24 protein-coding genes are annotated in these 26,130 nt (G+C 42.1%); 6 read left to right on the top strand and 18 right to left on the bottom strand.

The genetic code is table 11. The annotated features are described in order from the left end of the window. Positions 1-57: 57 nt before the first annotated feature. The 14 genes from ftsA to mraZ form a co-directional block, all read right to left on the bottom strand. Entirely contained in the window at positions 58-1,257 is a 1,200-nt protein-coding gene (gene ftsA / locus ACJAZP_RS09255) for a cell division protein FtsA (RefSeq protein WP_415230455.1), read from the bottom strand. A gap of 58 nt (positions 1,258-1,315) precedes the next feature. After that, positions 1,316-2,053 (bottom strand): FtsQ-type POTRA domain-containing protein, encoded by a 738-nt coding sequence (locus tag ACJAZP_RS09250; protein WP_415230454.1) that lies wholly within the window; start codon positions 2,051-2,053, stop codon positions 1,316-1,318. Positions 2,054-2,057: 4 nt separating this feature from the next. Further along, positions 2,058-2,978 carry a D-alanine--D-alanine ligase gene (locus ACJAZP_RS09245; protein ID WP_415230453.1) on the bottom strand — a complete coding sequence of 307 codons (921 nt, stop codon included), beginning with the start codon at positions 2,976-2,978 and terminating at the stop codon, positions 2,058-2,060. Then, positions 2,975-4,438 (bottom strand): UDP-N-acetylmuramate--L-alanine ligase, encoded by a 1,464-nt coding sequence (gene murC / locus ACJAZP_RS09240; RefSeq protein WP_415230452.1) that lies wholly within the window; start codon positions 4,436-4,438, stop codon positions 2,975-2,977. The genes ACJAZP_RS09245 and murC overlap by 4 nt, the downstream gene beginning before the upstream one ends. Before the next feature lie 42 nt (positions 4,439-4,480). Continuing rightward, on the bottom strand, positions 4,481-5,563 hold the full coding sequence (gene murG / locus ACJAZP_RS09235; protein ID WP_415230451.1) for an undecaprenyldiphospho-muramoylpentapeptide beta-N-acetylglucosaminyltransferase: 1,083 nt from the start codon (positions 5,561-5,563) through the stop codon (positions 4,481-4,483). Beyond that, positions 5,553-6,773 (bottom strand): putative lipid II flippase FtsW, encoded by a 1,221-nt coding sequence (ftsW, locus tag ACJAZP_RS09230; RefSeq protein ID WP_415230450.1) that lies wholly within the window; start codon positions 6,771-6,773, stop codon positions 5,553-5,555. Before ftsW ends, murG begins: the two co-directional genes overlap by 11 nt. Next, on the bottom strand, positions 6,773-8,110 hold the full coding sequence (gene murD / locus ACJAZP_RS09225; RefSeq protein WP_415230449.1) for a UDP-N-acetylmuramoyl-L-alanine--D-glutamate ligase: 1,338 nt from the start codon (positions 8,108-8,110) through the stop codon (positions 6,773-6,775). The genes ftsW and murD overlap by 1 nt, the downstream gene beginning before the upstream one ends. Position 8,111: 1 nt before the next feature. Then, positions 8,112-9,194: a phospho-N-acetylmuramoyl-pentapeptide-transferase gene (mraY, locus tag ACJAZP_RS09220; RefSeq protein ID WP_415230448.1), complete on the bottom strand. Its 1,083-nt coding sequence runs from the start codon at positions 9,192-9,194 to the stop codon at positions 8,112-8,114. A 39-nt stretch (positions 9,195-9,233) separates the two neighbouring features. Beyond that, positions 9,234-10,664: a UDP-N-acetylmuramoyl-tripeptide--D-alanyl-D-alanine ligase gene (locus tag ACJAZP_RS09215; protein ID WP_415230447.1), complete on the bottom strand. Its 1,431-nt coding sequence runs from the start codon at positions 10,662-10,664 to the stop codon at positions 9,234-9,236. A gap of 114 nt (positions 10,665-10,778) precedes the next feature. Then, the gene (murE, locus tag ACJAZP_RS09210; protein ID WP_415230446.1) at positions 10,779-12,308 is read right to left on the bottom strand and encodes a UDP-N-acetylmuramoyl-L-alanyl-D-glutamate--2,6-diaminopimelate ligase; all 1,530 of its coding nucleotides are present in this window, start codon (positions 12,306-12,308) and stop codon (positions 10,779-10,781) included. Positions 12,309-12,310: 2 nt separating this feature from the next. Continuing rightward, positions 12,311-14,143, bottom strand: coding sequence for a peptidoglycan D,D-transpeptidase FtsI family protein (locus tag ACJAZP_RS09205; protein WP_415230445.1), 1,833 nt, complete (start codon positions 14,141-14,143; stop codon positions 12,311-12,313). Beyond that, positions 14,140-14,463: a cell division protein FtsL gene (gene ftsL, locus ACJAZP_RS09200; RefSeq protein WP_415230444.1), complete on the bottom strand. Its 324-nt coding sequence runs from the start codon at positions 14,461-14,463 to the stop codon at positions 14,140-14,142. The genes ACJAZP_RS09205 and ftsL overlap by 4 nt, the downstream gene beginning before the upstream one ends. After that, positions 14,456-15,403: a 16S rRNA (cytosine(1402)-N(4))-methyltransferase RsmH gene (rsmH, locus tag ACJAZP_RS09195; protein WP_415230443.1), complete on the bottom strand. Its 948-nt coding sequence runs from the start codon at positions 15,401-15,403 to the stop codon at positions 14,456-14,458. The genes ftsL and rsmH overlap by 8 nt, the downstream gene beginning before the upstream one ends. Then, a complete protein-coding gene (gene mraZ, locus ACJAZP_RS09190; protein WP_415230442.1) occupies positions 15,403-15,861 on the bottom strand; it encodes a division/cell wall cluster transcriptional repressor MraZ in 459 nt (152 codons plus the stop codon). Before mraZ ends, rsmH begins: the two co-directional genes overlap by 1 nt. Before the next feature lie 300 nt (positions 15,862-16,161). On the opposite strand from mraZ, the gene rsfS reads away from it, so the two are divergent. Genes rsfS through ACJAZP_RS09165 form a run of 5 tightly spaced genes read left to right on the top strand, consistent with a single transcriptional unit; the run spans position 16,162 to position 20,735 of the window. Continuing rightward, the gene (gene rsfS, locus ACJAZP_RS09185) at positions 16,162-16,488 is read left to right on the top strand and encodes a ribosome silencing factor (protein ID WP_415230441.1); all 327 of its coding nucleotides are present in this window, start codon (positions 16,162-16,164) and stop codon (positions 16,486-16,488) included. Beyond that, positions 16,488-16,958: a 23S rRNA (pseudouridine(1915)-N(3))-methyltransferase RlmH gene (rlmH, locus tag ACJAZP_RS09180; protein ID WP_415230440.1), complete on the top strand. Its 471-nt coding sequence runs from the start codon at positions 16,488-16,490 to the stop codon at positions 16,956-16,958. Before rsfS ends, rlmH begins: the two co-directional genes overlap by 1 nt. A gap of 6 nt (positions 16,959-16,964) precedes the next feature. Beyond that, positions 16,965-18,851: a penicillin-binding protein 2 gene (gene mrdA, locus ACJAZP_RS09175; RefSeq protein ID WP_415230439.1), complete on the top strand. Its 1,887-nt coding sequence runs from the start codon at positions 16,965-16,967 to the stop codon at positions 18,849-18,851. Positions 18,852-18,853: 2 nt separating this feature from the next. After that, entirely contained in the window at positions 18,854-19,954 is a 1,101-nt protein-coding gene (rodA, locus tag ACJAZP_RS09170) for a rod shape-determining protein RodA (RefSeq protein ID WP_415230438.1), read from the top strand. 7 nt (positions 19,955-19,961) lie between these two features. Then, positions 19,962-20,735, top strand: coding sequence for a septal ring lytic transglycosylase RlpA family protein (locus ACJAZP_RS09165; RefSeq protein WP_415230437.1), 774 nt, complete (start codon positions 19,962-19,964; stop codon positions 20,733-20,735). Between the two features lie 79 nt (positions 20,736-20,814). Here ACJAZP_RS09165 and pmbA read toward each other — a convergent pair whose 3' ends face one another. Further along, positions 20,815-22,140, bottom strand: a complete 1,326-nt coding sequence (gene pmbA / locus ACJAZP_RS09160; protein WP_415230436.1) for a metalloprotease PmbA — start codon at positions 22,138-22,140, stop codon at positions 20,815-20,817. A 292-nt stretch (positions 22,141-22,432) separates the two neighbouring features. On the opposite strand from pmbA, the gene yjgA reads away from it, so the two are divergent. Next, complete coding sequence (gene yjgA, locus ACJAZP_RS09155) at positions 22,433-22,939, top strand: ribosome biogenesis factor YjgA (RefSeq protein WP_415230435.1); 507 nt, start codon at positions 22,433-22,435, stop codon at positions 22,937-22,939. 87 nt (positions 22,940-23,026) lie between these two features. Here yjgA and trhA read toward each other — a convergent pair whose 3' ends face one another. The 3 genes from trhA to ACJAZP_RS09140 all read right to left on the bottom strand — a co-directional run bounded on the left by trhA (position 23,027) and on the right by ACJAZP_RS09140 (position 26,079). Continuing rightward, a complete protein-coding gene (gene trhA, locus ACJAZP_RS09150; RefSeq protein WP_415230434.1) occupies positions 23,027-23,653 on the bottom strand; it encodes a PAQR family membrane homeostasis protein TrhA in 627 nt (208 codons plus the stop codon). 147 nt (positions 23,654-23,800) lie between these two features. Then, the gene (gene tldD / locus ACJAZP_RS09145) at positions 23,801-25,246 is read right to left on the bottom strand and encodes a metalloprotease TldD (protein WP_415230433.1); all 1,446 of its coding nucleotides are present in this window, start codon (positions 25,244-25,246) and stop codon (positions 23,801-23,803) included. 11 nt (positions 25,247-25,257) lie between these two features. Next, on the bottom strand, positions 25,258-26,079 hold the full coding sequence (locus ACJAZP_RS09140; protein WP_415230432.1) for a carbon-nitrogen hydrolase family protein: 822 nt from the start codon (positions 26,077-26,079) through the stop codon (positions 25,258-25,260). Positions 26,080-26,130: the final 51 nt, after the last annotated feature.

Raw genomic sequence — 26,130 nt, 5'->3', positions numbered from 1 at the left:
AAAAATTGATTGTTAATATTCTTTTTTAATCCAACTCTTTAATCTATTTAAAATAATTTAAAAACGACTTGTATCCACACTTTCATAATTTTCGCTAAACTGTGCAGTTTTAAAACGTAACAGACCTAAAACAGTTGAATAAGCAGGTGTCGCAACATCCTCGGCTAAACCTTGTAAATTATCAGGTTTGCCGATACGGATCTGCATATTATCAAAAACTTTCTCCGCAACTTCAACTAAACCTTTCATTTGTGCGGCACCGCCCGTTAGAACAATACCCGCAGCTAATTGCTGTTTTAAACCCTCCATTTCAAGGTTATTGCTCAGCTTGCATAACTCTTTTTTTACTAAACCTAATAATTCACTATAACGAGGTTCAATCACATCAACCAACATTTTCCGTTGCAGGGTGCGAGCACCTCGCCCACCCACACTGCTCAATTCAATCATTTCATCAGAATCTATACCGTCGCGCAGTAAACAGCCATATTTGATTTTTAATTTCTCAGCCGAACTCGGCGGTGAACTAAAGGCAATGGCAATATCATTAGTGACCGAATTACCGGCATAACTCAGCACTGAACTATGGCGCAATGCGCCGGCGATATAAACAGATATATCCATAGTACCGCTGCCCATATCAACAATGCAAACACCCAACTCTTTTTCATCTTCACTTAAGATAGCGGTACTGGACGCAACGCCGGAAAATGTCAGTTGTTCAATTGATAAACCACATAATTCTACCGCTTTTTCTAAATTTTTAACAAAATCATTATGGCAGGTAATTAAATGCACATCAGCTTTTAGTTTAACCCCAGATAACCCTAGCGGGTTACTAATCCCCTCTTGAGAATCAATTGCATATTGTTGCGGGATCACATGTAATAAACGTCTATCGTCACGTATTTTAATCGATTGGGCATTGTGCAGCACACTGGCAATATCATAGGAAGAGACTTCATTATCGTCTATAGCCCAGGTGCCCGACTCATTGGTCGATTCAATATGTGCACCAGATACCGATAAATTCACCGAGGACACTTTACAATTGGCCATCTCTTCAGCAAGCGTTAACGCCTGCTGAATCGCAGTGACAACGGAATCTAAATCAGTAACAGAACCTTTATCAACACCTTTTGCGGGCACTTCTCCAATACCCACGATATTGATCATATTATTGGCCATCGGCTCTCCAATTAAAAGAACGATTTTGCTGCTGCCAATATCTAATCCTACTGTATAACTACTTTCCATACTCAAAACTCACCGTTATCTTTATTAAACTGCACAATCTTGGGGTATCTGTTAAATATCAAGATTTCTCTTTTTGCCAACCAATCGCTATCCCGGTATCATAACGCAAGTCTAAATAATCAATTGTATCAATATCGTATTTATTTTCTATCAATGGAAATACGCTTAAAAAGCGTTGAATACGATCCAGTTTTTGTTCTTTTCCTAAACGTAATGCGATACCATTTTCTAAAATTATTTTAGTTGAGTTACGCTTATCGCTGCTTAATAATTTAATCTTAAAATTGTTCACTTTTAATAACTGTTCAATTTCCAAGTAAGTTTGCAGTACTTTCTTCGCAAACTCATCTTCACCATAGAGTTTAATATATTGATCGAGAACACCCTCCGGAGAGGTGTGAATAATATCACCTGCCTGATTTAACAGCGCATTATTGTTCCAAATCGCAATGATTGATTGCTCAACAATATGAATTTTTATTGTATTAGGCCATTGTTTGCGTATCGACGCAGAATAAACCCATGGCATATCTTCAAGCTGTTTCTGAATTTGTGCAATTTCCAGAGTAAAAAAATTCAAACGATCTTTTTGCTTTTTTAATACAACACGCACATCATCCGATGCAACGTGCTGCATTTCACCGGTTAAAATTAAAGAGGTTAACGGTAAAGATTGTTCATCGGTTAACCATGCTTTTAATTTTGAATAACTGTCTTGTAACCCATATATTAAAATAAGAAAAAAAATTAGACTAATCCATTTTCCAACTTTTATTTCTTTTAATTTAAATACCATATAATTACAGTGTTTGCTTTAAAATTTCGATCGTAAGCTGATCGAAATCAAAACCAGCTTGTTTTGCAGCTTTAGGTACTAAGCTTGTTTCTGTCATGCCGGGCACTGTATTCACTTCTAATAAATACCACTGTCCTGACTCGTCCAGCATAAAATCGACTCGTCCCCATCCGCAACAACCAATGGCAGAAAAGGCATCAACAGCTAATCGGTTTAATTCAGAAAGCTTCGCAGGTTCAAGACCGCAAGGACAATAATATTGAGTTTTTGTTGATTGATACTTAGCCTGATAATCATAAAATGTATTATCGGTATGCATTCGAATAGCCGGTAATGCTTTTCCGTTTAACATTGATACCGTGTACTCTTGCCCGGTGATCCAGGTTTCAAGTAATACTTGTCGATCAAATTTAAAAGCTTCACTCAATGCGGCAATAAGCTCAATTGCAGTGCTTACTTTTGCCATCCCGATACTGGAGCCTTCACTGACCGGCTTTACCATCACGGTACCCGATAAACTTTTCAGTATCTGCCTGGCCTGCGCAGGATCAAATGCGTCTTTATTTATAATTCGGTACTGAGCTGTCGGTAATTGCACACTTTGCCAAATTTGTTTGGTCTTTGATTTATCCATTGCAATGGCTGAGCTTAAAACATCACTGCCTGTATAGGGGATACCTAATGTACTTAAGAACCCCTGTATAACACCATCTTCACCACCTCGACCGTGCAAGGCAATAAAAACGCGATCAAAATTTAATGTTTTTAGCTGCAATAAATCATCAAACTTAGGATCAATAGCATAGGCATCAACACCCTGGCGTAACAATGCATTTAACACGGCTTTTCCAGAGCTTAATGAAATTTCACGCTCAGCACTGTTGCCACCTAATAAAACCGCTACTTTACCAAAATCTAAACTCATTGTACGCGACTCGCTTCTTTCATTTTTTCTATGTTTAGTTGTAATTCAGCTAATGTTTTAACCACCGCGCCAATATTGCCGGCTCCCTGCGTTAGAACAAGATCGCCATCGTCAATTATCTGCGCCAGCATGGCAGGCAGCAACGCCGGTGTGGCAACAAAAATAGGCTCTTTACCACTGAGTTGCCTAATAGTACGGCATAAAGAGCGGCTATCGGCACCTGCGATAGGCGTTTCACCGGCAGGATAGACATCCAGCAGTAATAATTGATCCACCTGCGCTAAAACATGCGCAAAATCTTCATAGAGATCACGAGTTCTTGTATAACGGTGGGGCTGATAAGCCATGACTAAACGTTTATTCGGCCATGCCGCACGCGCAGCAGTTATGGTTGCTTGTACTTCAGTGGGGTGATGACCGTAATCATCAATCAAAATAGCTTTACCACGCCCGGTTTCAAATTCACCGTATTGTTCAAAACGGCGGCCAATACCAGCAAATTCATTAAGTGCCGTTAAAATAAAGGCATCATCAATATCGTCTTCCATTGCAACAGCGATCGCAGCTGCGGCATTCAATGCATTATGTTTTCCGGGAAGATTAAGCTCTATTTTCATTGCCGGTTTATTAATTCTATGCACTAAAAATTCACTGCGATTGACGCATTGCGAGAAATCTGAAATACGCACATCTGCTTGTTCATGAAAACCATAAGTAACAGTTTGACGCGCAAAACGCGGAATTAATTGTTCAATAACAGCATCATCAAGGCATACCACCGCAGTACCATAAAAGGGTAAGTTTTGTATAAAACGAACAAAGGTATCTTTTAATACTTCAAAACTGCCCTGGTAGGTCTCCATATGGTCAGCTTCAATATTAGTCACTACCGACACCATAGGTTGCAAATGTAAAAATGAAGCATCACTTTCATCGGCTTCTGCGATTAAATAGCGACTTTGCCCTAATTTTGCATTTGTACCTGCGCTATTTAACAGACCGCCAATCACAAAAGTAGGATCCAGTTGTGCCTGCCCATAAATACTTGCTATTAAGCTTGTTGTAGTGGTCTTGCCATGCGTACCTGCAACGGCAACACCATGACGATAACGCATCAATTCAGCCAGCATTTCTGCTCGGCGTACCACCGGAATTCGCGCCTGTTGCGCTGCTAGCAATTCTGAATTATCAGACTTGATTGCCGTTGACACTACTACGACTGACGCACCGTATATATTATCCTGTTTATGTCCAATAAAAATCTCAGCGCCCAGTGAACGTAATCGCTTTACGACTGAATTCTCGGCAATATCGGAACCGGAAATTTTATAACCTTCATAGGCTAATACTTCGGCAATTCCGCCCATGCCAGCGCCACCGATCCCCACAAAGTGAATTTGCTTAACACGGCGCATTTCAGGCACCATAGTGCGTATTTGGGCTAGGTCGATTTTCATCATAATAAATCACTTGTCTAATATAAAGTTGTAAGCCGGCAATATTTAATTGCGCGGTGCTTGAACTAATTGATTACAGATAGACGCAACACGCTCGGTTGCATCAATGATTCCTACTTTTTTACTCTTTTGTGACATTGCGGTCAATAATTCTCTATTCTCTAGGAATAGATGCAAATAATCACTTATTTTTTTTTCAGTTAATTGTTTTTGTGCGATTAACACTGCGCCCTCTTGATCGACTAAATATTGCGCGTTTTTAGTCTGATGATCATCCGCAGCATGGGGCAAAGGAACAAAAATCGCAGGTAAACCGACAACTGCCAACTCGGCAACGGTTAACGCTCCCGCGCGGCAAATAACCAGATCAGCCCAGTCATAAGCACTCGCCATATCAGCAATAAATTCTTGCACATTGGCCGTCACATGCAGTTCTTGATAACTTTTTTGTAGAGTCTGATAATGTCCTTTGCCACTCTGATGCGTAATATTGAGCTGTGCAGCGTCAAATGAACTGAATACTTTGGGTAATAAGTCATTTAATACTTTAGCCCCTAAACTCCCGCCAACCACTAGTACTTTAAGTGCCTCATTTTCAGCTGATATTTTTTTTACCGGCAACTCAATAAGCTCTTGGCGCACAGGATTGCCCACCAAAATCGCTTTACTGCTTGTAAAAGCACCTGAAAAGCCCATTAATACCCGCTTGGAAAATAGCGATAAGATGCGATTTGTTAAGCCGGCGGTCGCATTTTGCTCATGTAAAATAACCGGGATTCCCATACTCCAGGCAGCAATACCACCCGGTCCGCTGGCAAAGCCTCCCATGCCTAAGACTAAATCAACCCGGCGCTTTTTTAACACCGAACGTGCTTGCCAGATTGATTTAATAATGCGAATGGGTGCCATCAACAAACGTTTTAGACCATTTCCCCGTATTCCGGCAATATCGATAAAATCTATTTCATAACCGTGTTCAGGCACCAGTTGTGCTTCCATACGATCCGCGGTTCCCAACCAGCTGACGGCCCAGCCCTGCTTTTTTAATGCATCTGCCACCGCAAGTCCCGGGAATACATGCCCCCCGGTACCGCCAGCCATGACCACTAATGTTTTTTTATTGGACATCGGCTTCACCTGTTGTTTCCTTTAATTTAACTTTTTTAGTGCGTTTGACTTTTTTAATCACCGTTTTTGCCGTCGCAATGCGTGTTTCGTAATCAATACGCAATAATAAACCTATCGCCAAAGAGATAGTGATCAGGCTTGAACCACCATAACTAACCAAAGGAAGGGTTAACCCTTTGGTTGGCGCAATACCAGATGCGGCGCCAATATTAACGGCTATTTGAAAAGCAAACCAGATGGCAATACCAATAGCGACGTAACCCGGGAAAACAAAGGTTTGCTTAAGCGCATCTTTACCGATAGAAAAAGCTTTATAAACCACATAAAATTCCAAAATAATAACCAGACTAACCCCCACAAAACCTAACTCTTCCGCCAGTATTGCCATTATAAAGTCGGTATGTGCTTCAGGTAGATACTCTAATTTTTGGACGGAATTTCCTAAACCTTCTCCAAACCAACCACCCCGGCCAAAGGCCATCAGTGACTGAGTTAATTGATAACTGCGGCCAAAAGGATCCGCCCAGGGATCTAAAAATCCAAAAACACGCGCCATACGATAGGGAGAGGTCATGATCAGCGCGACCAGAACAGCCAGTAACGAGACGCCGATACCCACAAATGAAATTAACTTGGCATCGGCAATAAATAACATGCCCATCATGATAACAACAATCACCACCGTTGAACCCAAATCAGGCTGTAACAGTAACAATAATGAGAAAGCCGACAATAATATCAGCGGTTTGATGAAACCTTTGATGGTATCGATCACCTCTTTTTGACGGCGATAAAGATAACTTGCTAAAAAGAAAATAATCGCAGGTTTTGCAAATTCCGATGGTTGAATATTAACCGGCCCTAATCTTAACCAGCGGTGCGCTCCGTTGACTTCGGTGCCCACAATCAGAACTGCAATCAGTCCTAAAAAAGCCAAGCTGAGGATAATACCCTGATAATCATACCAACGTTTCATCGGGATACAGACCACACCGGAGAGCAGCACTAGACACAGTATTAAATAGAATGCCTGCCGTTTAAGAAAGCGAAAGGGATCGGCGGACAGGGCAATACCTTCGGGAATTGAAGAAGATGCAACAATCACCATGCCAACACACATAAGGATGAAGGTAACAATTAAAAGCTGCCTATCATAGGGTTGAGGGGAAGGATTAGTGAGCTTTTGGATCAAGCGATTAAAAAACGCCATCAGTTGATTCTCGCAGGCAATGCTTTGACTAAATTTTTGAAGTGATCACCTCGTTGCATAAAGTTTTTATACATATCTAAGCTGGCACAGGCAGGGCTTAATATAACCAGGTCCCCGGCTTGTGCCGTGGTGAAAATTTTAGCAACGGCCTGATCTAAATTTTCAACCAGCAGTGCGCGTTTATTTTGTGCCGCTATTTTTTGGCGATCGGCCCCAAAACAGACAATCAGACCTTCAATCTCCTTGAGCACCGCCGCTAACTCACTAAAATCAGCACCTTTACCATCCCCCCCTAAAATAACATGCACTTTACCGGGTATGGTTTCCGATAAACCCAGTAACGCGGCCTGCGTCGCGCCTATATTGGTGGCTTTTGAATCATTTATCCAACGGACATGGTTAATCTCAGCCACAAATTCACAGCGGTGCGACAAACCGGCATATTCTTGCAGGGTCGTTAACATCGCAGTTTCGCTTAAGCCGACAGCCTCACCCAATGCTAAAGCGGCCAAGGCATTCATCCAATTATGCTTGCCACTTAATTTCAGGTGCTGAACAGCAAGTAGCGCAGAGCCCTCTTTTGCTAAACAAATCTGCAGCTGCGCATTGGTCAGCAATCCATAAGCGCGCTGATCAAAACCAAAGCTGGTTTTATTAACGCCAGGATTTTTTGGGTATGTTAATGGATCATCACGATTATAGAGCACCATTTTGCATTGCTCATAAATCCGATGTTTCGCAGCTGTATAGTGTGCATAAGAGTCATATCTGTCCATATGGTCTTCGCTGACATTTAATATCGTCGCGATATCCGCATTTAATGAACAGGTAGTTTCTAATTGAAAACTCGATAATTCCAGAATATATAAATCAATTTCAGGAGACAATAATTCCAGCGCGGGAATGCCGATATTACCACCAACAGCCACTTTTACTTTTGCAGTATCGGCCATTTCACCGAGCAAACTGGTTACTGTACTTTTACCATTTGAACCGCTGATAGTAACTAATTTAGCATGCGCGTAAGCGGGTTTTTTAAGCTCCCTAGCAAACAACTCAATATCACCAATGATCTCACAACCCCTGGCTAGCGCAAATTGTAATGCCGGCGTCGCTAATGCGATGCCTGGGCTTGCAACAATCAAATCAAACTTGGCAAGCAACTCACCGTTCAATTCGCCTTTGATAAGTTTAACTGAACTGTCGAGCTTATCTTCCCCGGGAGGGGTTTGCCGCGTATCAAACACGGTCACTTGCTTAGTTTGTTTTAATAAAAAATTAACACAAGATAAGCCGGTTTCTCCCAATCCTAGAACTGCAATCTGCTGGTTCGACATTTTAACGTACCTTCAGCGTTACTAAACCGATTAATACTAAGACAATAGTAATAATCCAAAAACGCACAATAACACGCGGCTCAGGCCAACCTTTTTTCTCATAATGATGATGAATGGGCGCCATTCTGAAAATGCGCCGTTTACGCATTTTAAATGAGCCTACCTGTAAAATAACCGACAGGGTCTCTACTACAAATATCCCTCCCATAATAACCAGCAAGATTTCTTGACGGACCAAAACCGCAATCACACCCAGTAAAGCTCCTAATGCCAGTGAACCCACATCGCCCATAAACACTTGTGCAGGGTAAGTATTGAACCACAAAAACCCTAAACCTGCGCCTACTATGGTGCCGCAGATAATCACCAGTTCGCTGGCTTTAGGAATATAGGGAATATACAGATAATGAGCGTAGTTAACGTGACTGGTCAGATAGGCTATTAATGCAAATGCAGCGGCAACCATCACCGTCGGCATAATCGCCAGCCCGTCTAAACCATCGGTCAAATTGACCGCATTACTGCTGCCCACCACGGTAAAATAGACTAAGGGGATAAAAGCCAGACCGAGATAAGGCATAAATTCTTTAAAAAAGGGCATAACAAAAGTGAGTTCCGCCGGTGTTGTAGCGGTTAAAAACAATACAACCGCAAGCACCAGTGCCGTTACCGATTGCCAAAAATATTTCCAGCGGGCAATTAAACCGTCGGGGTGTTTACGGACCACTTTTAAATAGTCATCCATAAAACCAATTGCACCAAAAGACAGCGTTGTGAACAGCACGATCCAAACATAATGGTTGTCCCACCTGGCCCATAATAAGCTTGAAAAAGTGATTGCACCAAGAATCAAAATGCCGCCCATGGTTGGCGTACCGGCTTTACTGAAATGAGATTCAGGACCATCCTGACGGACGATTTGTCCAATCTGAAACTTTTGTAAAAAACGTATTAATTTAGGCCCAAAAAACAGTGAAAATGCTAACGCGGTTAATACCGCCATAACAGTTCGCACCGACAGATATGTTAATACATTCAAAAATGTAAAATGGCTTGAAAATAACTCAGCTAACCAGACGATCATAGTCTTATACCCTATATATTAATTATTATTGTTAGCAGATCAAGCACAGAATTTATTTTCTGCCTGCTTGATAAAGTTAACAATCTCTTCCATTTTTGAACCACGCGAGCCTTTCACTAAAACCGTCAGCTTATCGTTTTGTTCTAACAATAGATCTTTCAAGTAAGCATTTACTTGCTTGTTATCATCGAAGTGCAGCGCTTCACCCTGTCCCGCCTGTTGAAACGCCTGATGGGTTTTAAAGGAAAGCTTACCGACCGTTATTAACTTTTTAACGCCCTTTTGCGCAGCGTACTCACCAATGCTGTGGTGCTCATGTTCACTAAACACGCCTAATTCAGCCATGTCTCCAAGAATAAGAAGATGCTCAGAAGCATATTGTTGAAGCAAATCTATCGCCACTTTCACAGAAGCAGAATTGGCATTATAACTATCATCAATCAAAGTCACTAATTCATTAATTTGACCGATATCAACCCGTCCGTTGACCTGTTTAACTGAACTTAAACCCGCCGCTATCTCCTGCAAGTTACAGTCTAATGCAATGGCCATTGTTGCAGCGGCAAGCGCATTACTGACATTATGCAATCCGGCTAAATTCAATTGAATGGAGATTTTTTGCGGGTCTTTTTTAAGCATTACATTAAGGTCAAAAGATGCCTTACCCAAAGCAGAAAAGACAATATTTGACGCACTCACATGCGCTTTTTTACCCTCTCTTGAAAAAGTGAAGACCTGCCTGTTTAATTTTTTCAATTGAGTTAAATACTCACTGGCAAAATCAGCATCTAAATTCACCACGGCAATGCCAGTTTCGCCAAGACTTGACCAGATCTCCCCCTTTGCCTGCGCAACCCCCTGCAGCGATCCAAAGCCTTCAAGATGAGCAGGCATCACATTATTTATTAATGCTACATCGGGTTTTGCGAGTTGCGACGTATAGGCAATTTCACCTAAATGATTAGCACCCAACTCGACCACAGCGTAACGGACTTTTTCGCTTAAACGTAATAAAGTAAGGGGTAAACCGATATCATTATTAAAATTACCCGCGGTTGCCAACACACTTTCATTATCACCCGTATGACGGCAAAGTATTGCGCTGAGTAATTCTTTGGTGGTTGTTTTACCATTACTGCCGGTAATAGCGGCACATTTTAATGGGCTTATTTTTAGCCGGACATAACTCGCTAACAGGCCTAATGCGATTCGTGTATCTTTTACCAAAATACAGGGTAAATCGACCTTCGTTTGCCGGTCAATTAATAACGCAGTCGCTCCCAGCTGTACGGCTTTTTCTAAGAATTGGTGCGCGTCATAAAGCTCACCGCGCAGTGCGATAAATAGGTCACCCGATTGAATTTGTCTTGTATCGGTGCTGATCTGATTAAAAACAGCCTTCGGGTGCACGCAATTAACTAGTTGCCCCGCGGTTGCTTTGGCTATTTCAGCAAGTGTTAAGCTGATCATCTTAATACCTTCTTGTTATTTTTATTGTATTAAACGTAATTTTTATGCCAACCAGCTATGCCGTGACAGTTATTTTTTTATGATGCTTAATACCTAATTCATTCACAAATCATACTAATTATGTACCGAATCATCGCTCAGATCAGCTAATTTTTGCAGTGCAGCTAATAATTCCCGATCGCTATAATGCACTCGTTGCTTGCCAAAAATTTGGTAATCTTCATGTCCCTTGCCGGCCAGCAGCACCAGATCATCGGATTGTGCTGAATTTAATAAAAAATTCACCGCTTGCCTGCGATCATGAATCACCTCGACCCGATCCGCTTTAGTAAAACCTTGTAATATGTCATCAATAATCTCCTGAGCATTTTCGGTGCGCGGATTATCATCAACCAAAACCACTTGTTGAGCATAATGCTCTGCAATTTTAGCCATTTGCGGACGTTTTCCCGTGTCGCGGTCACCACCACAGCCGAAAACACAAATAAGACGACCTGAAGATTTATGTTTTTGCAGCGCCAATAATACCTTTTCTAATGCATCGGGTGTGTGCGCGTAATCAACAACAAAGGTGATATTTTGTTGCGCAAAGTAATATTGCTCCATTCGGCCCGGCACGGTGTTTAATTTCGGAAAGATTGTCTGCACTTGTTCGATGCTGATATTTTCTAGCAATAATTGGGTTAATACCGCCGCCAAGTTTGCAACATTAAAATCACCATAAAAGGGGGCAGATACTGATCCCTTCCCCCAACTTGAGTGAAATTTAAAATTGACACCTTGAGCATGATAATCAACATCAGTTATCCGCAGGTAAGATTGTTTATCGCTTAAGGCTTTGGCATTGAAACCATAACTAACGGCATCGGGAAAATCACTTAACCACTGTGCGCCAATCGGGTCATCGGCATTAATGATACGTTGTTTGAGAGGATATTTTTCAAAAAGGCTTTTTTTAGCTAAATGATAATTTTCCATTGAACCATGATAATCAAGGTGATCACGGGTTAAATTAGTAAATATTGCGCTAAAAAAAGGGACAGCGGAGACGCGCCCCTGATCCAGTCCATGAGAGGAGACTTCCATTATCGTATATTCAACGCTCTGCTGCTGATAAGAATGTAGTTCAGACAATACCGATATCGCATCTAAGGTTGTATTTAAACTGCTTTTCAACTGCCCGAATAAACCATTACCAATGGTACCCATTTGTGCACTTTGCTTACCTAACAGCATAAAACTGTTAGCCAGCAAGGTCGCGATAGTTGTTTTCCCATTGGTACCGGTCACCGCAATCACTTTATGCAGCTTACTTTGCCCAAAAAAGAAACGATAGGCTAATGCACTTAAAATATCCGCCAGCTTATAAACTGCGAACACCGGCACTGCTGATCGAATGCTTATCTGACCATGTTCAGATTTTTCTGTGGTTTCCGATAACACAGCACAAGCGCCCATTTTGATGCTTTTATCAATAAACAATCGGCCATCATGCTGCGCCCCCTGAATAGCGACAAATAGATCACCCGAGCAAATCTGGCGGCTGTCTAAGGTGATACCTGAGACCATGGTCCCAGATTCACAGTCACTTAACCAAGGTTTAAGTAACTCATCTAATAACATAGTCTGCGGGTTTTCAGGCATGCTTAATTAGACTCCAAATAAGTGTAACTGTCATTTTCATCATCGGGACGCACGTGAGTTAATAAAAGTGCACTTTTCATCACCGTTGAAAAAACCGGTGCGGCAACATCACCCGCATAATATCTGTCACCCTGCGGCTCATTAATCATCACCACTATTGCAAAACGCGGCTTACTTGCAGGTGCTAACCCGGCAAAAACGGCGACATAATCATCGCCATAACCACCGGCTACCGCTTTACGTGACGTCCCCGTTTTACCTGCAATGCGGTAACCTTCTACTTTCGCTTTAGGTGCGGTCCCGCCCTGCTCACTGACGCCCTCCATCATTGATACGACTTCCCGAGCAATATTATTTGGAATCACCTGCTCTCCCTTTGCCGCAACTGAGTTTTTCAATATCGACACCGGGTATTGCACACCACCACTGCCTAAAATTGCATAGGCTCTTGCAAGTTGCAGAGTCGTTGTTGTTATGCCGTATCCAAAAGACATGGTCGCCAACTCAAAATCGGACCAGCGGCGACGCAGTGGTAAGCGGCCGTAACTCTCGCCAATTAAACCAATGCCGGTATTATTTCCAAAGCCAAAGTCAGAAAAAGTTTGTTGTAATTGATCAGGTTCCAAACGTAGAGCAAGTTTACTGACACCAATATTACTGGATTTTTTTAGGATCATGGCCAGATCTATTTTGCCCAGATTATGGCCGTCGCGAATCCGGCGACCACCAATACGCATCCAACCCGGGGAAGTATCTATAAGTTCATCAACGTTGGCTTTTTTATAAATAAGGGCACTCGATACCACTAAGGGTTTAACCGTCGAACCCGGTTCAAAGGTATCTGTTATGGCACGATTTCTGAGTTTGTAAGGCCGGTATTGGTCGCGATCATTGGGATTAAAGGACGGATAGTTTACCATCGCATAAATTTCGCCCGAATTAACATCTAAAACAACAAGAGACCCCGATGCTGCATCGTTTATTTTAATAGCGCGCTTTAGCTCACTGTAGGCAACGGCCTGAATGCGCTGATCAATACTAAGTTGTAAATTACCCGCAACCTTTTTAACTTTAAGGACTTCGATATTATCAATTACATTACCAAGGCGATCTTGACGTACTTTTTTTTGTCCACTTTGCCCCTGCAGGTAGCTGTTATAACTTTTTTCAATACCTTCGATACCTTGAGAATCAAGATCCGTTAAGCCTAAAATATTGGCATTAATTTCTCCCGTAGGGTAAAAACGGTGTGACTCAAGCTGATCGGATATCCCGGCTAATTTCAGCTCTTTGATATATTCTACAACTTGTTGGTTTACCTGGCGTTTAAGGTAAGAAAATCGGGAGTTTGGTTTTTGGAGGATATCTGCAAGCTGATCCAGATCAATGTCCAACACTTCAGCTAAAGCGGGCCACTTTTTTGACTCGTAGAAATACGCTTTGCTGGCGGTCTCTTTGCCTGTTTTAGGATTAACAACAACACTTTCTGACAATTCCTGCTGCGTAAAAGCAAATGCCGCTTTAACTCGCTTAGGATCCGCCCAAATTGCGTAGGCAGGCACACTGATAGCTAACTCTTCACCATTTCGATCTTCAATATTACCACGATGAGCCACTGACTCTGTGACACGTAAACTGCGTTTATCCGCTTCATTGGTTAAATATTCAGGTTCAATAAGCTGCAGATAAGCTAAGCGACTAATTAACAGTAATGCAATTGTTCCGACCGTGATTGAAACAAAGATATAACGCCACGAGGAAAAGGTCTCATAAACATTTTTCTTGGGTATTTTTTGGGCAGTTTTTTGCTTTTTAAAATTCCGTTTTATTTTCATCTCAGCTCCACCAATACACTGTTCTTTTTTGTTGCCTGTGACATGGACAATTGTTTGAGTGCAATACGACGAATACGGCTGTGTTCATCTAATGTATTCTCTTCAATTAACAAATTGCGCCATTCCATCATCAAGTCGTCTTTGTCCTGGGCTAAGCGATCTATTTGCGTCACCAACCCGCGCGTTTCATGAGTGGTGTAAACATTATAAATAGCGCTGCATACAATCAATATTCCGAGCACAACAGAAAAAAAATGTTGGCGTAAATCAGCCGCAATTAAGCACAACAAATGTGTATTGGGCAGGTTGCCGTTACTCACTTTCCGGCTCGGCTATTTTCTGTGCAACACGTAAAACAGAGCTCCGTGCCCGAGCATTCTCACTGATTTCTGCCGCACTTGGTTTGAGTGCTTTGCCGAGAGATTTAAGGGTCTTGCCATGTTGCATCTGCGCTTCTGTTAAAGGTAAACCAGCCGGATATTCACGCCCCTTTTCTTGTTTACGTATAAAACGTTTAACTATCCGGTCTTCTAAAGAATGGAAACTGATCACCGATAGCTGTCCGCCAACGGCTAATATCTCCAGCGCGCCATCAAGTACTTTATGGATCTCTTCCAATTCACTGTTGACATAAATCCGAATAGCCTGAAAGCTGCGGGTTGCAGGATGTTTTTTCTTTTCTCTTTTAGGACAGAGACGTTCAATTAATTGTGCCAATTGCAGTGTGCGTAAAAACGGCGTTTCGGCACGATCTGCCACGATCGCACGGGCAATGCGGAAAGCAAACTTTTCCTCACCAAAGGTTTTTAGTACCCAGCCAATGTCATCAACATCTGCTTTTGCCAACCACTGTGCAGCGCTTATACCCGAGGTAGGATCCATGCGCATATCCAGCGGACCATCACGCATAAAACTAAAACCACGTTCAGCATCATCAAGTTGCGGTGAAGAAACACCAAGATCCAATAACACACCGTCTATTTTACCGGCCAGCCCTAACTCTTTTATATATTCAGCTAATCCGGAAAAGGGACCGTGGACAATAGTAAAACGAGGATCTTCTTTCATCAGTGCTTCGCCGGCTTCAATCGCGCGCGGATCTCTATCTATTCCGATTAATCGCCCCTGTGCACCTAACCTTTCGAGAATATGCCGAGAATGCCCTCCTCGTCCGAAGGTCCCGTCTACGTAAATACCGTCTTTTTTTAAACCTAAGCCGTTAACTGCTTCATCGAGCAATACTGTTATGTGTTTTGCCATTAGAGTGAAAACTCCCTTAATCCTGCGCTTAATTCTGTTCCTGTCGGCAATCCATCTTGCAAATCATTTTCAATCTGTTGATTCCACATATCTTCATCCCACAATTCAAATTTATTTAATTGCCCCACCAACATCACTTTTTTTTGTAGTTTTGCATGTTGCCTGAGGGTTGGTGCGATTAAAGCTCGCCCATTTTTATCCAATTCACTTTCCGTTGCATATCCCAGAATAAGGCGCTGTAAACGACGCTCTTGCGGGTTAGTACTGGATAAAGCACTTAATTTTTTTTCAATCAATAACCATTCATTAAGCGGATAGATCAGTAAACAGGGCGACTGAATATCGATAGTACAGACAAATTGACCCTGACAAGTCTCACCTAGCCAATCTCGATATCGAGTTGGAATAGCGATTCTTCCTTTGCTGTCAAGATTGATTGCATTCGCGCCACGCAACATAATTATCTAAGATCCATCTTTTATTTTAATGAAAATGATCTGATTTAGAGAAAAAAGATCCACTTTTATGCACATTTCTCCACATTTTATCAGAAGTCTAATAAACTATCGCGTTTTTGCAAGGAAAGGATCTAATTATTTAACGGTATAGATCACAGCTGTAGGCTAAAGGAGGGGATTGAATAAATCGGCGACAGTATAAAAAAATCAAATAATAATCAACACTATCCCGATAGAGATTGGTCGTGATATACTATGTGACTGATTAATTTTTTAACTCAATTATTAAAGGAATTCCCTTTGCAAGACGCACAATTAAAAAAATTTGTTTTACAACAGCTTGAAGATTTCAAAGCCAAAGATATTACCGTGATCGATGTTTCTGCAACCTCCGATGTCACTGATACTATGATTATCTGTACAGGTAATTCTAAGCGCCACGTTCGTTCTGTAGCAGAACAAACGGCACTGGCAGCCAAGAATGCAGGTGAGAATCCTTTAGGTATCGAAGGCTTAGAAGGCAGTGAGTGGGTATTGCTGGATCTCGGTAACGTTGTCGTTCACGTTATGCAGGATGAAACAAGACAGTTTTATCAACTTGAGAAGCTCTGGGAACAATCTGCTTAATGAAAATTCAGTTAATCGCAGTCGGCACAAAAATGCCCGACTGGGTTGAAAAAGGATATCAGGAATATGCGCGACGCTTTCCAAAAGAGATGCAACTTGAATTGTTAGAAATCAATGCCGGAAAGCGTGGTAAAAATGCGGATATAAAACGGATCTTGAAAAAAGAGGGTGAATTAACCCTTGCGGCAATCCCTAAAGGCAATAAAATTGTCACCCTGGAAGTCACGGGGCAAGCATGGACCACTGAACAGCTTGCCGATGAGATGGGCAAGTGGCAGTTAGATGCCAGAAATATTAGTTTGTTAATCGGTGGACCTGAAGGGCTTGCGCCTGAATGTATAGCAAAGTCCGAACAACGCTGGTCACTTTCCGCATTAACTTTGCCCCATCCTTTAGTGCGAATTATCGTCGCTGAAAGTTTATACCGTGCTTTTACTTTAACCATTAACCACCCCTACCATAGAGAATAAGACTACGTGGTTAAAAAACGCATCAGCATAAGGAATCATTCCGCAGAATCCGCCCTGTTTATGCGCCGTACTCTGGTTATCTTTATTGCCATCATTGTTGCAATAGGGGTATTAATCAGCAACCTCTATTACCTGCAAATAACCTCTTTTGAAAAATATCAAACGCGTTCCAACGACAACCGTATCAATGTGCAAACGATTCCGCCAAACAGAGGCCTGATTTATGATCGTAACGGCATCATTATCGCCGAAAACCGGCCGGTTTATAATCTCCAGGTAATCGTTAATAAAACAAAAAATTTAGATGCCGAGATTATTGCATTACAAAAATTATTAGCTTTAACGGATCAGGAAATCCAAACCTTTCACGAACAAAACCGTTACGCAAGATCCTTCAAAGCAATCGTAATTCGCCAGCAGCTGAGTGAAAAAGAAGTCGCTCTTTTTAGCGTTAATCAATACAAATTTAAAGGATTTTCGATTCAAGCGAACCTTAAACGTTATTATCCTTTTGCTGATACTTTTACCCATGCCCTCGGTTATATCGCCAAAATTAACAGTGCAGATCTGCAGCGCATTGAAGAACGCGGCGAAAGTGCGCGTTACCGGGCAACGGAATATATCGGTAAACTGGGCATCGAAAAATATTATGAAGATATATTGCACGGGGAACCCGGACAACGTCAAGTCGAAGTAGACAGTTGGGGAAAAGTCATCCGTACCCTTAGCTTTACCCCTCCAATTCCGGGAAAAGACATCATATTAAGCCTTGATGTCAAACTGCAGCAGAAAGCACAACAATTGTTGGATGGAAATCGCGGTAGCGTGGTTATGCTGGATGCCAATACCGGCGGCGTTTTAAGTTTAGTCTCCAGTCCAAGCTATGATCCTAACCTTTTTGTGCAGGGCATAAGTAACCGCCAATATCAGGCACTGCTGCAATCAAAAGACCGTCCGCTGATTAACCGGGCCACTCAGGGCCGCTATCCGCCAGCCTCAACCATTAAACCAGAAATGGCTCTACTCGCGTTAGATGCAGGTGTTATCACCGAGAACACTGAAATATACGATCCTGGTTGGTGGATTGTACCCAATTCTAAGCACCGCTTTCGTGATTGGAAGCGCTGGGGACACGGTACAGTTGATGTTCACAAGGCCATCGAACAAAGCTGTGATACCTTTTTTTATCAAACTGCCTATAAAACCGGCATCGATCGCATGAGTCCTTTTATGGAAAAATTTGGTTTTGGCAATTACAGTGGTCTTGATATAGGTGAAGAAACAAAAGCTATCATGCCATCTCGTGAATGGAAAAAGGCAAGATTTAACGAACCCTGGTATGACGGAGATACAATATCCGTGGGTATCGGACAAGGTTACTGGACGGTTACACCGATTCAACTGACCAAAGCAACGGCCATTTTATCCCGCAAAGGTAAAGTAATAGAGCCGCATATGCTGCAATCCATCGTTTCTGGAGAGACGACTTTTACGCCGGAGCGAGCGCCGCAAGAGCCAATCCTGCTGAAGGATGATCATTATTGGGAAATAGCATTAGATGCCATGTATGCCGTTACCAGTAAAAGATCCGGTACTGCCGATAGAGCATTTATTGGCAGCAGTTATTCCGTAGCCGGTAAATCCGGTACTGCACAGGTTGTCAGCATCAAAGAAAATGAATCATATGATGCAGACAGCATGAAAGAGCGGCATCGGGATAATGCGATGTTTGTTGCATTTGCACCCTTTAAATCACCGGAAATTGTAGCCAGTGTTGTTCTCGAGAATGCCGGTGGTGGTAGCAGTCAGGCGGCGCCGATCGTCCGCTCTTTGTTTGATGAATATTTTGACAACAAACCACCCTCTCCAACTACTCAATTGTCAGGCTTATAATAATGCTCAATACGCAAGCTCAAAAGAGCATTTTTTATCGTTTGCACATAGATCCGCTGCTCCTGATAGGCTTATTGTCTTTAATGAGTTTAAGTCTGACCGTACTCTATTCTGTGGCCGGTTATGAGATGTTAATCAGACAGGTCATTCGTTTAACCATTGCCCTTGCGGTGATGTTTGTAATCGCGCAAATTCCTCCGGAAATGTACCAACGCTGGACACCGGCGATTTTTGTTATTGTGGTTTTAATGCTGATCGCCGTGCTGGTCTTTGGTCATATCGGCAAAGGCGCACAACGCTGGTTAGACCTTGGTTTTACAAAATTTCAACCTTCGGAAATGATGAAACTGATCATGCCATTTATGGTTGCTTATTATATAAGTGAATATAATTTTCCGCCGCGTTTGAAAGAGATTTTTATCTCCCTGTTAATTGTCCTGGTCCCGACCCTCTTAATAGCCGTACAGCCAGATTTAGGTACTTCCATATTAGTCGCGTCATCGGGCGTTTTTGTGCTCTTCCTGTCGGGGATTTCATGGTTATATATTGGCATAGCCGCGAGCGCCGTACTCGCATTTGTTCCCGTGCTGTGGTTTTACTTAATGCATGATTATCAGCGAAATCGTGTATTGACCCTGTTTAATCCGGAATCCGATCCGCTTGGCGCGGGTTATCATATTATCCAGTCCAAAATAGCGATTGGCTCGGGTGGTCTGTTAGGTAAAGGCTGGTTACAAGGAACACAATCTCAGCTTGAATTTTTACCTGAACGACACACCGATTTTATCTTTTCGGTTTTTTCAGAGGAGTTTGGGTTTATTGGTATCTTACTGTTATTAACCGTTTACCTGTTGATAATTTCGCGTGGTTTATGGATAGCAAACCAGGCCCAAGATGCTTTCACAAAATTAGTAGCAGGCAGTATTACCCTCACTTTTTTTGTTTATGTATTTGTAAATATTGGTATGGTGAGTGGTTTATTACCCGTAGTAGGCGTCCCTTTGCCGTTGATAAGTTATGGTGGCACCTCAATTGTGACTTTAATAGCCGGTTTCGGAGTGTTAATGTCTATCAATACCCATAAACGTTTTAATAGAAAATAAGAAGATAATGTGCAAATTTAAAATATCACTCATCTCCCTGCTGACTGTACTGCTGATCGGATGTAGCTCTTCTACCGGCCGCTATCAGATAGAGAATGATCACAGTCCGGAGAAAACGCCTCCGCTGGGTCATATTGAAGATGTGAATCCTCGTTATGAAGCTTATTCCCGCGGTGGCAATAAAGATTACACCGTACGCGGGATTGATTATAAAGTACTGAGAGGTATTACAACGCTCAGCGAACGGGGAAAAGCCTCCTGGTATGGTAATAAATTTCATGGCCACTTAACCTCAAATGGTGAGCGTTATGACATGTTTGCAATGACCGCCGCTCATAAAAACTTACCCCTGCCCAGTTATGTAAAAGTAACCAATTTGGAAAATAACAAACAGATAATTGTGCGCGTCAATGACCGGGGCCCCTTCCATAAAGGACGCATTATTGACCTTTCTTACGCGGCGGCCTATAAACTGGATATGTTGAAAACCGGCACTGCAAAAGTGGAGATTGAACTTCTGCATTTCCCTGCTCAGGAAGATCTGAGCAATCAGTTTAACGGCGAATATTACATTCAGTACTTAGTGACTTCTTCACCGGGTAAAGCTGAGGATCTCGGTAAAAAACACAGTGCGGAATATCAAGTAAAAAATTTATTTATCGCAGAAAATAAACTCTATAAATTACGCTTGGGACCCTTTAACAGTCAGGTAAGAGCAGAAAAAATATTGGCTGAAATGAAGAGTGATTATCCGCAGGCATTTATCCTGCATAATGAATAAAGACTAAAGCTTAAACTCTACTGTTAAATAAAATGAGCCTATTTAAAATAGGCTCATTTTATTGCTTATAGCCAAACTATTACTGTCCGGCTATTTTCATTTTATTAATTAAAATAGAGCCTGTTTTAAGGCTGCTGCGCGGATCAATATCATTACCGATCGCCGCAATCCCCATAAACATCTCTTTTAAATTTCCGGCAATGGTAATTTCATGTACAGGGTAAGCAATCACTCCGTTCTCAATCCAAAAACCGGCCGCTCCGCGGGAATAATCTCCGCTCACCAGGTTTACACCTTGGCCCATCAACTCGGTAATAAACAGTCCAGTGCCCATCTCTTTAAATAACCCGGGCAAATCTAAATCACCCGTTTTAACAAACCAGTTGTGAATGCCGCCGGCGTGTCCGGTACTTGCCATTTGCATTTTCCGCGATGCGTATCCGGGTAATAAATAGGTCTGCAGCACACCACTTTCAACAATATTCCGCTCAATGGTTTTGCTTCCTTCCTGGTCATAGGGTGCGCTGGCGATACCTTTAATCAGGTGCGGATGTTCCGAAATTTCCATCCATTCCGGAAATATTTTTGTTCCTAAACTATCCAGTAAGAAACTCGATTTTTTATACAAGCTCATGCCGCTAATAGCACCGACCAGATGGCCAAACAGACTGGTTGCAACTTCCGGAGCAAAAATCACAGGGCTTTCCTGGGTTTTTATTTTAGTTGCACCCAAACGCTCGACACTGCGCTTAACAGCATCTTCTGCCACCCATTTCGCGCTCAGCAGATCCTTAACGTCCCGCCCGCTAGTATAACTATAATCGCGTTGCATCTCCTGTTGCTGCTGCGCAATTAACACACAACTCAAACTATGACGGCTGCTTGCATAGCTGTTCAGGAAACCATTGCTATTGCCGTACACCTTAAGACTTGAATGACTGTTAAATGCAGCCCCATCAGAGTTAACAATACGCGAGTCACTGGATAATGCGATATCCTCACACTCTTTGGCAACCGCCAAAAACTCCTCCGTGGTATAGTCGCAGGGATGATAAAGATCTAAATCCAGCGGATTTTTTTCTAAACTTTCAGGGTCTAATAAACCGGAAAAGGGGTCTTTGCTGGTAAACTTGGCAATATCGACAGCCGCTCTAACGCTTGATTGAATGGCTTCTAAACTTAAATCAGCCGTTGATGCGCTGCCTTTACATTGGTTTACGTAGACGCTGATCCCCATTGCACCATCATGATTAAACTCGATATTCTCAACCTCACCCAAACGCGTATTAACAGAAATACCGGTTGACTTTCCTAGCGCAACTTCAGCCTGGTCGACTCCAAGCTGACGGGCAAATGTTAATGCCTGGTCAACCGCATTTTCGAGTTGTTGTTTCTGTTCAATCATGATTAATACACCATTTAGAATAAAATAAAATTTGACGAGAGAAGTATTCGAATCAGTTAAACCACAGCTGACTCGGTAAATAAGAATAAGGCGCAACGGAAAGCTCACTGACTTTATCAACAAGCTTATCTTCTGAGTGACTTACCATGCTGAAAATCACCTCTTACTGCAGTGAATACTGCATTTTCGAATCGTTCGCGTATAATAGAATAACATGCTTTAAAGCAACCTTCTTGCGATGATGTTATGATGCGCATAATTATACCTTTTAACCGTGATAGAAAATAAATTTATGAATAAAAAAGTTGTAGAAGTTGTTGAAGACGAAATCAGCAAATCACAAATTAAACGTGACGCTGATGCGCTGAAACTAATCGGCCGTGAATTAGTGGCATTAAATAAAAAACAACTTGCTCAGATACCGGCAAGTGAAACACTTTTTCATGCTATTTCAGTTGCCCATAAAATTAGCGGCAAGAATGAAGCTGTGCGCCGTCAAATACAATACATAGGCAAGATACTAAGAACTGAAGATATTAGTATTATTCAAACTGCGCTTGATAAGCTGAACAATAAACATCAGCAATTAACCCATGCAACACAACACTTAGAGTTGTTAAGAGATCAGTTGATCGAGTTTGGGGACAGTAAAATTGATCCGTTATTAGAAGAATATCCGCAACTTGATCGTCAGAAATTACGTCAATTTGTACGCCAGGCAAATAAAGAAAAGAAATTAGAAAAACCTGCAAAAGCAGCGAAGGATTTATTTATTTATTTAAAACCTGTTTGTTTATAACTTACCCCAATAAAAAGAGAAATGATAACATCATTTCTCTTTTTGCTTTTATAACGATTGCAGCATGCCCAAGGTTATTAAATCAGATTATCTTACGTATCCAGCAATAGAGATAAAATGACAGATAGAGCCCGATAAAACAAACAGATGCCAGATCCCGTGAGCATGGGTTAATTTATTCATCGTATCCAAAATATAAAATACAATACCCGCCGTATAAGCGACTCCTCCTGCGGTCAGCCACATTACCCCGGCAGCGGGAATAGCAGCCTGAAATTGTGAAAAATTAAACACACAAATCCAACCCATCAGCAGATAGATTGACACCTGTAACCATTCAATACGCTTACTCACTAAAATATCTACCGATAAACCAATAACGGCTAACCCCCAGACCAATGTCAGCATGATCAGACCGCTATTATTTTCTAATGAGACCAGCATGTAGGGGGTATAGGTTCCTGCAATTAACAGGTAAATTGAGACATGATCCAGCTTTTGGAATATTTTTTTAAGTTTCGCGGAGCGCAGGCTGTGGTACAAGGTGGACATAGTGTAAAGCAGAACAAGGGTAAAGCCAAAAACGCTAAAACTGACCAACATTCGCCAATCGTAGACTTGTAGCGCAATGGTTAATAACACACCAAAACCAATCAGGGCCAAAACGGCCCCCACCAGATGCGTTATACTGTTGAGTTTCTCACCGTAGTACATAACACTTCAGATAAAATAAAATAGAGAAAGAAAATATAATACTGTTCAACATAAAAATCCAATCCACTTTTTGCGTAAAACCATCCCGCTTATTAATTTGATTATCAATAAGCAGGACAAGCTTCTGGCGGATGCAAATTGGTTTGCTTAATGAGTCCCGCCAACGGTTAACTGGTCAATTTTCAGCGACGGTTGTCCCACTCCCACGGGCACACTCTGCCCCTCTTTACCGCACACACCGACACCGGAATCGAGCGCCATATTATTGGCCACCATAGAGACTTGCTGCATCGTATCAAAACCGTTACCAATCAGGGTAGCCCCTTTAATAGGGGTGGTTATTTTACCGTTTTCAATCAGGTAAGCCTCGGAAGCGGAGAACACAAATTTTCCCGAGGTGATATCAACCTGACCACCCCCAAAGTTAGGCGCATAAATACCTTTTTTAACACTTTCAATTAATTCTTCATGGGCATAATCACCATTAAGCATAAAAGTATTAGTCATACGCGGCATCGGCAGATGAGCATAGGATTCCCGGCGGCCATTACCTGTCGGTGCAACTCCCATCAATCTAGCGTTCAGTTTATCCTGCATGTAACCTTTTAAAACACCATTTTCAATTAACACGTTACGTTGTGTTTTAGTGCCTTCATCATCGATATTAAGCGAGCCACGACGGTCCGCAAGCGTGCCGTCATCAATGATAGTACAATGCTTTGACGCGACTTTATCACCAATCCGTCCCGAGTAAGCCGATGAACCTTTACGATTAAAGTCCCCTTCTAAACCATGCCCGACGGCTTCATGTAATAGTACGCCCGGCCAGCCGGCTCCGACGATTACCGGCATTGAACCTGCTGGCGCATCGACGGCTTCAATATTAACTAAAGCCTGATGAACGGCCGCACGCGCATAACCGAACGCCACTGCTTCTCCTGCGCTGCTGTCAATAAAATAATCCAAATCAAAACGTCCGCCACCACCTGCACTGCCACGTTCACGTTTACCTTTCTTTTCAATCAATACTGAGCAGCTAAAACGCACTAAGGGGCGAATATCAGTGGCTAGAGTACCGTCAGTCGCCACCACCAGAATCTCTTCATAAACAGCATTTAGAGAGACAGTAACATCGGTGACCGAAGGCTCTAAGGCACGGGTAAACTGATCAACCTCCTTTAACAGCGCGATTTTTTTATCCCTTGATAAACTTATTAGAGGATCGGATTCACCATAAACCAACTTCGAAGGGCTTGGCATAATCAATTTAAGCTGTTTTTCCTGACCGCTTTTAGCAATACTTTTAGCAGCATCAGCCGCATCCTTAATGGCTTTTAGAGAAATTTGGTCGGAATAGGCAAAACCGGTTTTTTCACCTGAAATCGCACGAATGCCAACGCCTTTTTCGATATTATAACTGCCATCTTTGACGATGCCGTCTTCCAATAACCACGATTCGTGACGACTTGACTGAAAATAAAAATCGGCATAATCAATTTGGGTGCTGTTAAGGGCTGCAAGCTGAGATTCTAAATCACTGATTTGTAATTGTGCAGGTGCTAAAAATCGCTCGCATATTTTATCGAAGGACATGAATATTTCCTTTAAACTTTTAAGGTTGTAAAACGGTTATGCTCAAGTATTGGCATAGCTTGACGAATTTTTTCTATCTGTGATTTTTCAAAAAGGTGGTGAATACTGCCTTCACCGTCTTTCAATTGTTCAAGTACTTCACCCCAGGGTGAAATAATCATAGAGTGACCATATTTTTCACGGCCGCTCTGATTAGCGGCAATAATATAGCACTGATTTTCTATTGCCCGTGCTTGTAATAAAGGCAGCCAGTGCGCCTCACCAGTGGTTTGCGTAAAGGCGGCGGGCACCAATATTATATCCGCTCCCTGTTGGCGTAATGTTTGAAATAAACCCGGGAAACGTAAATCGTAACAGATGGTTAATCCAACTTTGACAGAATGAGCACCACACTGCCAGTTAAAGAGCTTAACTTCCTGCCCGGGAATAAAGGTATCTGACTCTTTATAAAGCCCTTTTTGATCTGCAACCCGTGCATCAAAAAGATGCATTTTATGGTAATGACTGAGCAGTTCGCCCGAGGGCGAAAATACCAGACAAGTGGTAAATATTTTATCCGTTACCGGACTTTTAATCGGGAAACTACCACAGACTAAATAACATTGGTAACGTTTTGCCAGCGCGCTCAACATGGACTGATAATAACCCTGACCTAAATTTTCGGATAATCCTAAATAATGCTTTTTATCTGCGATGCACAGGGCATTTTCAGGCAACAGCACCAACTGTCCGGGAACCGGAGACAATGCGGCTAATAACAGCTCTAAACGCGTTATGTTCTCACTTGCGACACTCACACTGAGCATCTGTATTGCCGATAGATTAAAACTCATTGCCAGTCCCCTTTAATAGTATACGGATTCTAAATATCTGATTCTGATAAA

Source organism: Psychromonas sp. (genome assembly GCF_047632955.1).
Lineage (GTDB): Bacteria > Pseudomonadota > Gammaproteobacteria > Enterobacterales > Psychromonadaceae > Psychromonas.
This window is presented reverse-complemented; position numbering and strand designations above follow the sequence as displayed.

Coding starts and splice junctions, on each gene's coding strand:
- ACJAZP_RS09205 (WP_415230445.1), bottom strand. CDS start 14,143: ATGAAAATAAAACGGAATTTTAAAAAGCAAAAAACTGCCCAAAAAATA.
- tldD (WP_415230433.1), bottom strand. CDS start 25,246: ATGTCCTTCGATAAAATATGCGAGCGATTTTTAGCACCTGCACAATTA.
- rsmH (WP_415230443.1), bottom strand. CDS start 15,403: ATGGCAAAACACATAACAGTATTGCTCGATGAAGCAGTTAACGGCTTA.
- rodA (WP_415230438.1), top strand. CDS start 18,854: ATGCTCAATACGCAAGCTCAAAAGAGCATTTTTTATCGTTTGCACATA.
- murE (WP_415230446.1), bottom strand. CDS start 12,308: ATGCCTGAAAACCCGCAGACTATGTTATTAGATGAGTTACTTAAACCT.
- murG (WP_415230451.1), bottom strand. CDS start 5,563: ATGTCCAATAAAAAAACATTAGTGGTCATGGCTGGCGGTACCGGGGGG.
- yjgA (WP_415230435.1), top strand. CDS start 22,433: ATGAATAAAAAAGTTGTAGAAGTTGTTGAAGACGAAATCAGCAAATCA.
- ftsW (WP_415230450.1), bottom strand. CDS start 6,773: ATGGCGTTTTTTAATCGCTTGATCCAAAAGCTCACTAATCCTTCCCCT.
- ACJAZP_RS09215 (WP_415230447.1), bottom strand. CDS start 10,664: ATGATCAGCTTAACACTTGCTGAAATAGCCAAAGCAACCGCGGGGCAA.
- mraY (WP_415230448.1), bottom strand. CDS start 9,194: ATGATCGTCTGGTTAGCTGAGTTATTTTCAAGCCATTTTACATTTTTG.
- ACJAZP_RS09165 (WP_415230437.1), top strand. CDS start 19,962: ATGTGCAAATTTAAAATATCACTCATCTCCCTGCTGACTGTACTGCTG.
- rlmH (WP_415230440.1), top strand. CDS start 16,488: ATGAAAATTCAGTTAATCGCAGTCGGCACAAAAATGCCCGACTGGGTT.
- pmbA (WP_415230436.1), bottom strand. CDS start 22,140: ATGATTGAACAGAAACAACAACTCGAAAATGCGGTTGACCAGGCATTA.
- ACJAZP_RS09140 (WP_415230432.1), bottom strand. CDS start 26,079: ATGAGTTTTAATCTATCGGCAATACAGATGCTCAGTGTGAGTGTCGCA.
- ACJAZP_RS09245 (WP_415230453.1), bottom strand. CDS start 2,978: ATGAGTTTAGATTTTGGTAAAGTAGCGGTTTTATTAGGTGGCAACAGT.
- murC (WP_415230452.1), bottom strand. CDS start 4,438: ATGATGAAAATCGACCTAGCCCAAATACGCACTATGGTGCCTGAAATG.
- murD (WP_415230449.1), bottom strand. CDS start 8,110: ATGTCGAACCAGCAGATTGCAGTTCTAGGATTGGGAGAAACCGGCTTA.
- mraZ (WP_415230442.1), bottom strand. CDS start 15,861: ATGTTGCGTGGCGCGAATGCAATCAATCTTGACAGCAAAGGAAGAATC.
- ftsA (WP_415230455.1), bottom strand. CDS start 1,257: ATGGAAAGTAGTTATACAGTAGGATTAGATATTGGCAGCAGCAAAATC.
- trhA (WP_415230434.1), bottom strand. CDS start 23,653: ATGTACTACGGTGAGAAACTCAACAGTATAACGCATCTGGTGGGGGCC.
- ACJAZP_RS09250 (WP_415230454.1), bottom strand. CDS start 2,053: ATGGTATTTAAATTAAAAGAAATAAAAGTTGGAAAATGGATTAGTCTA.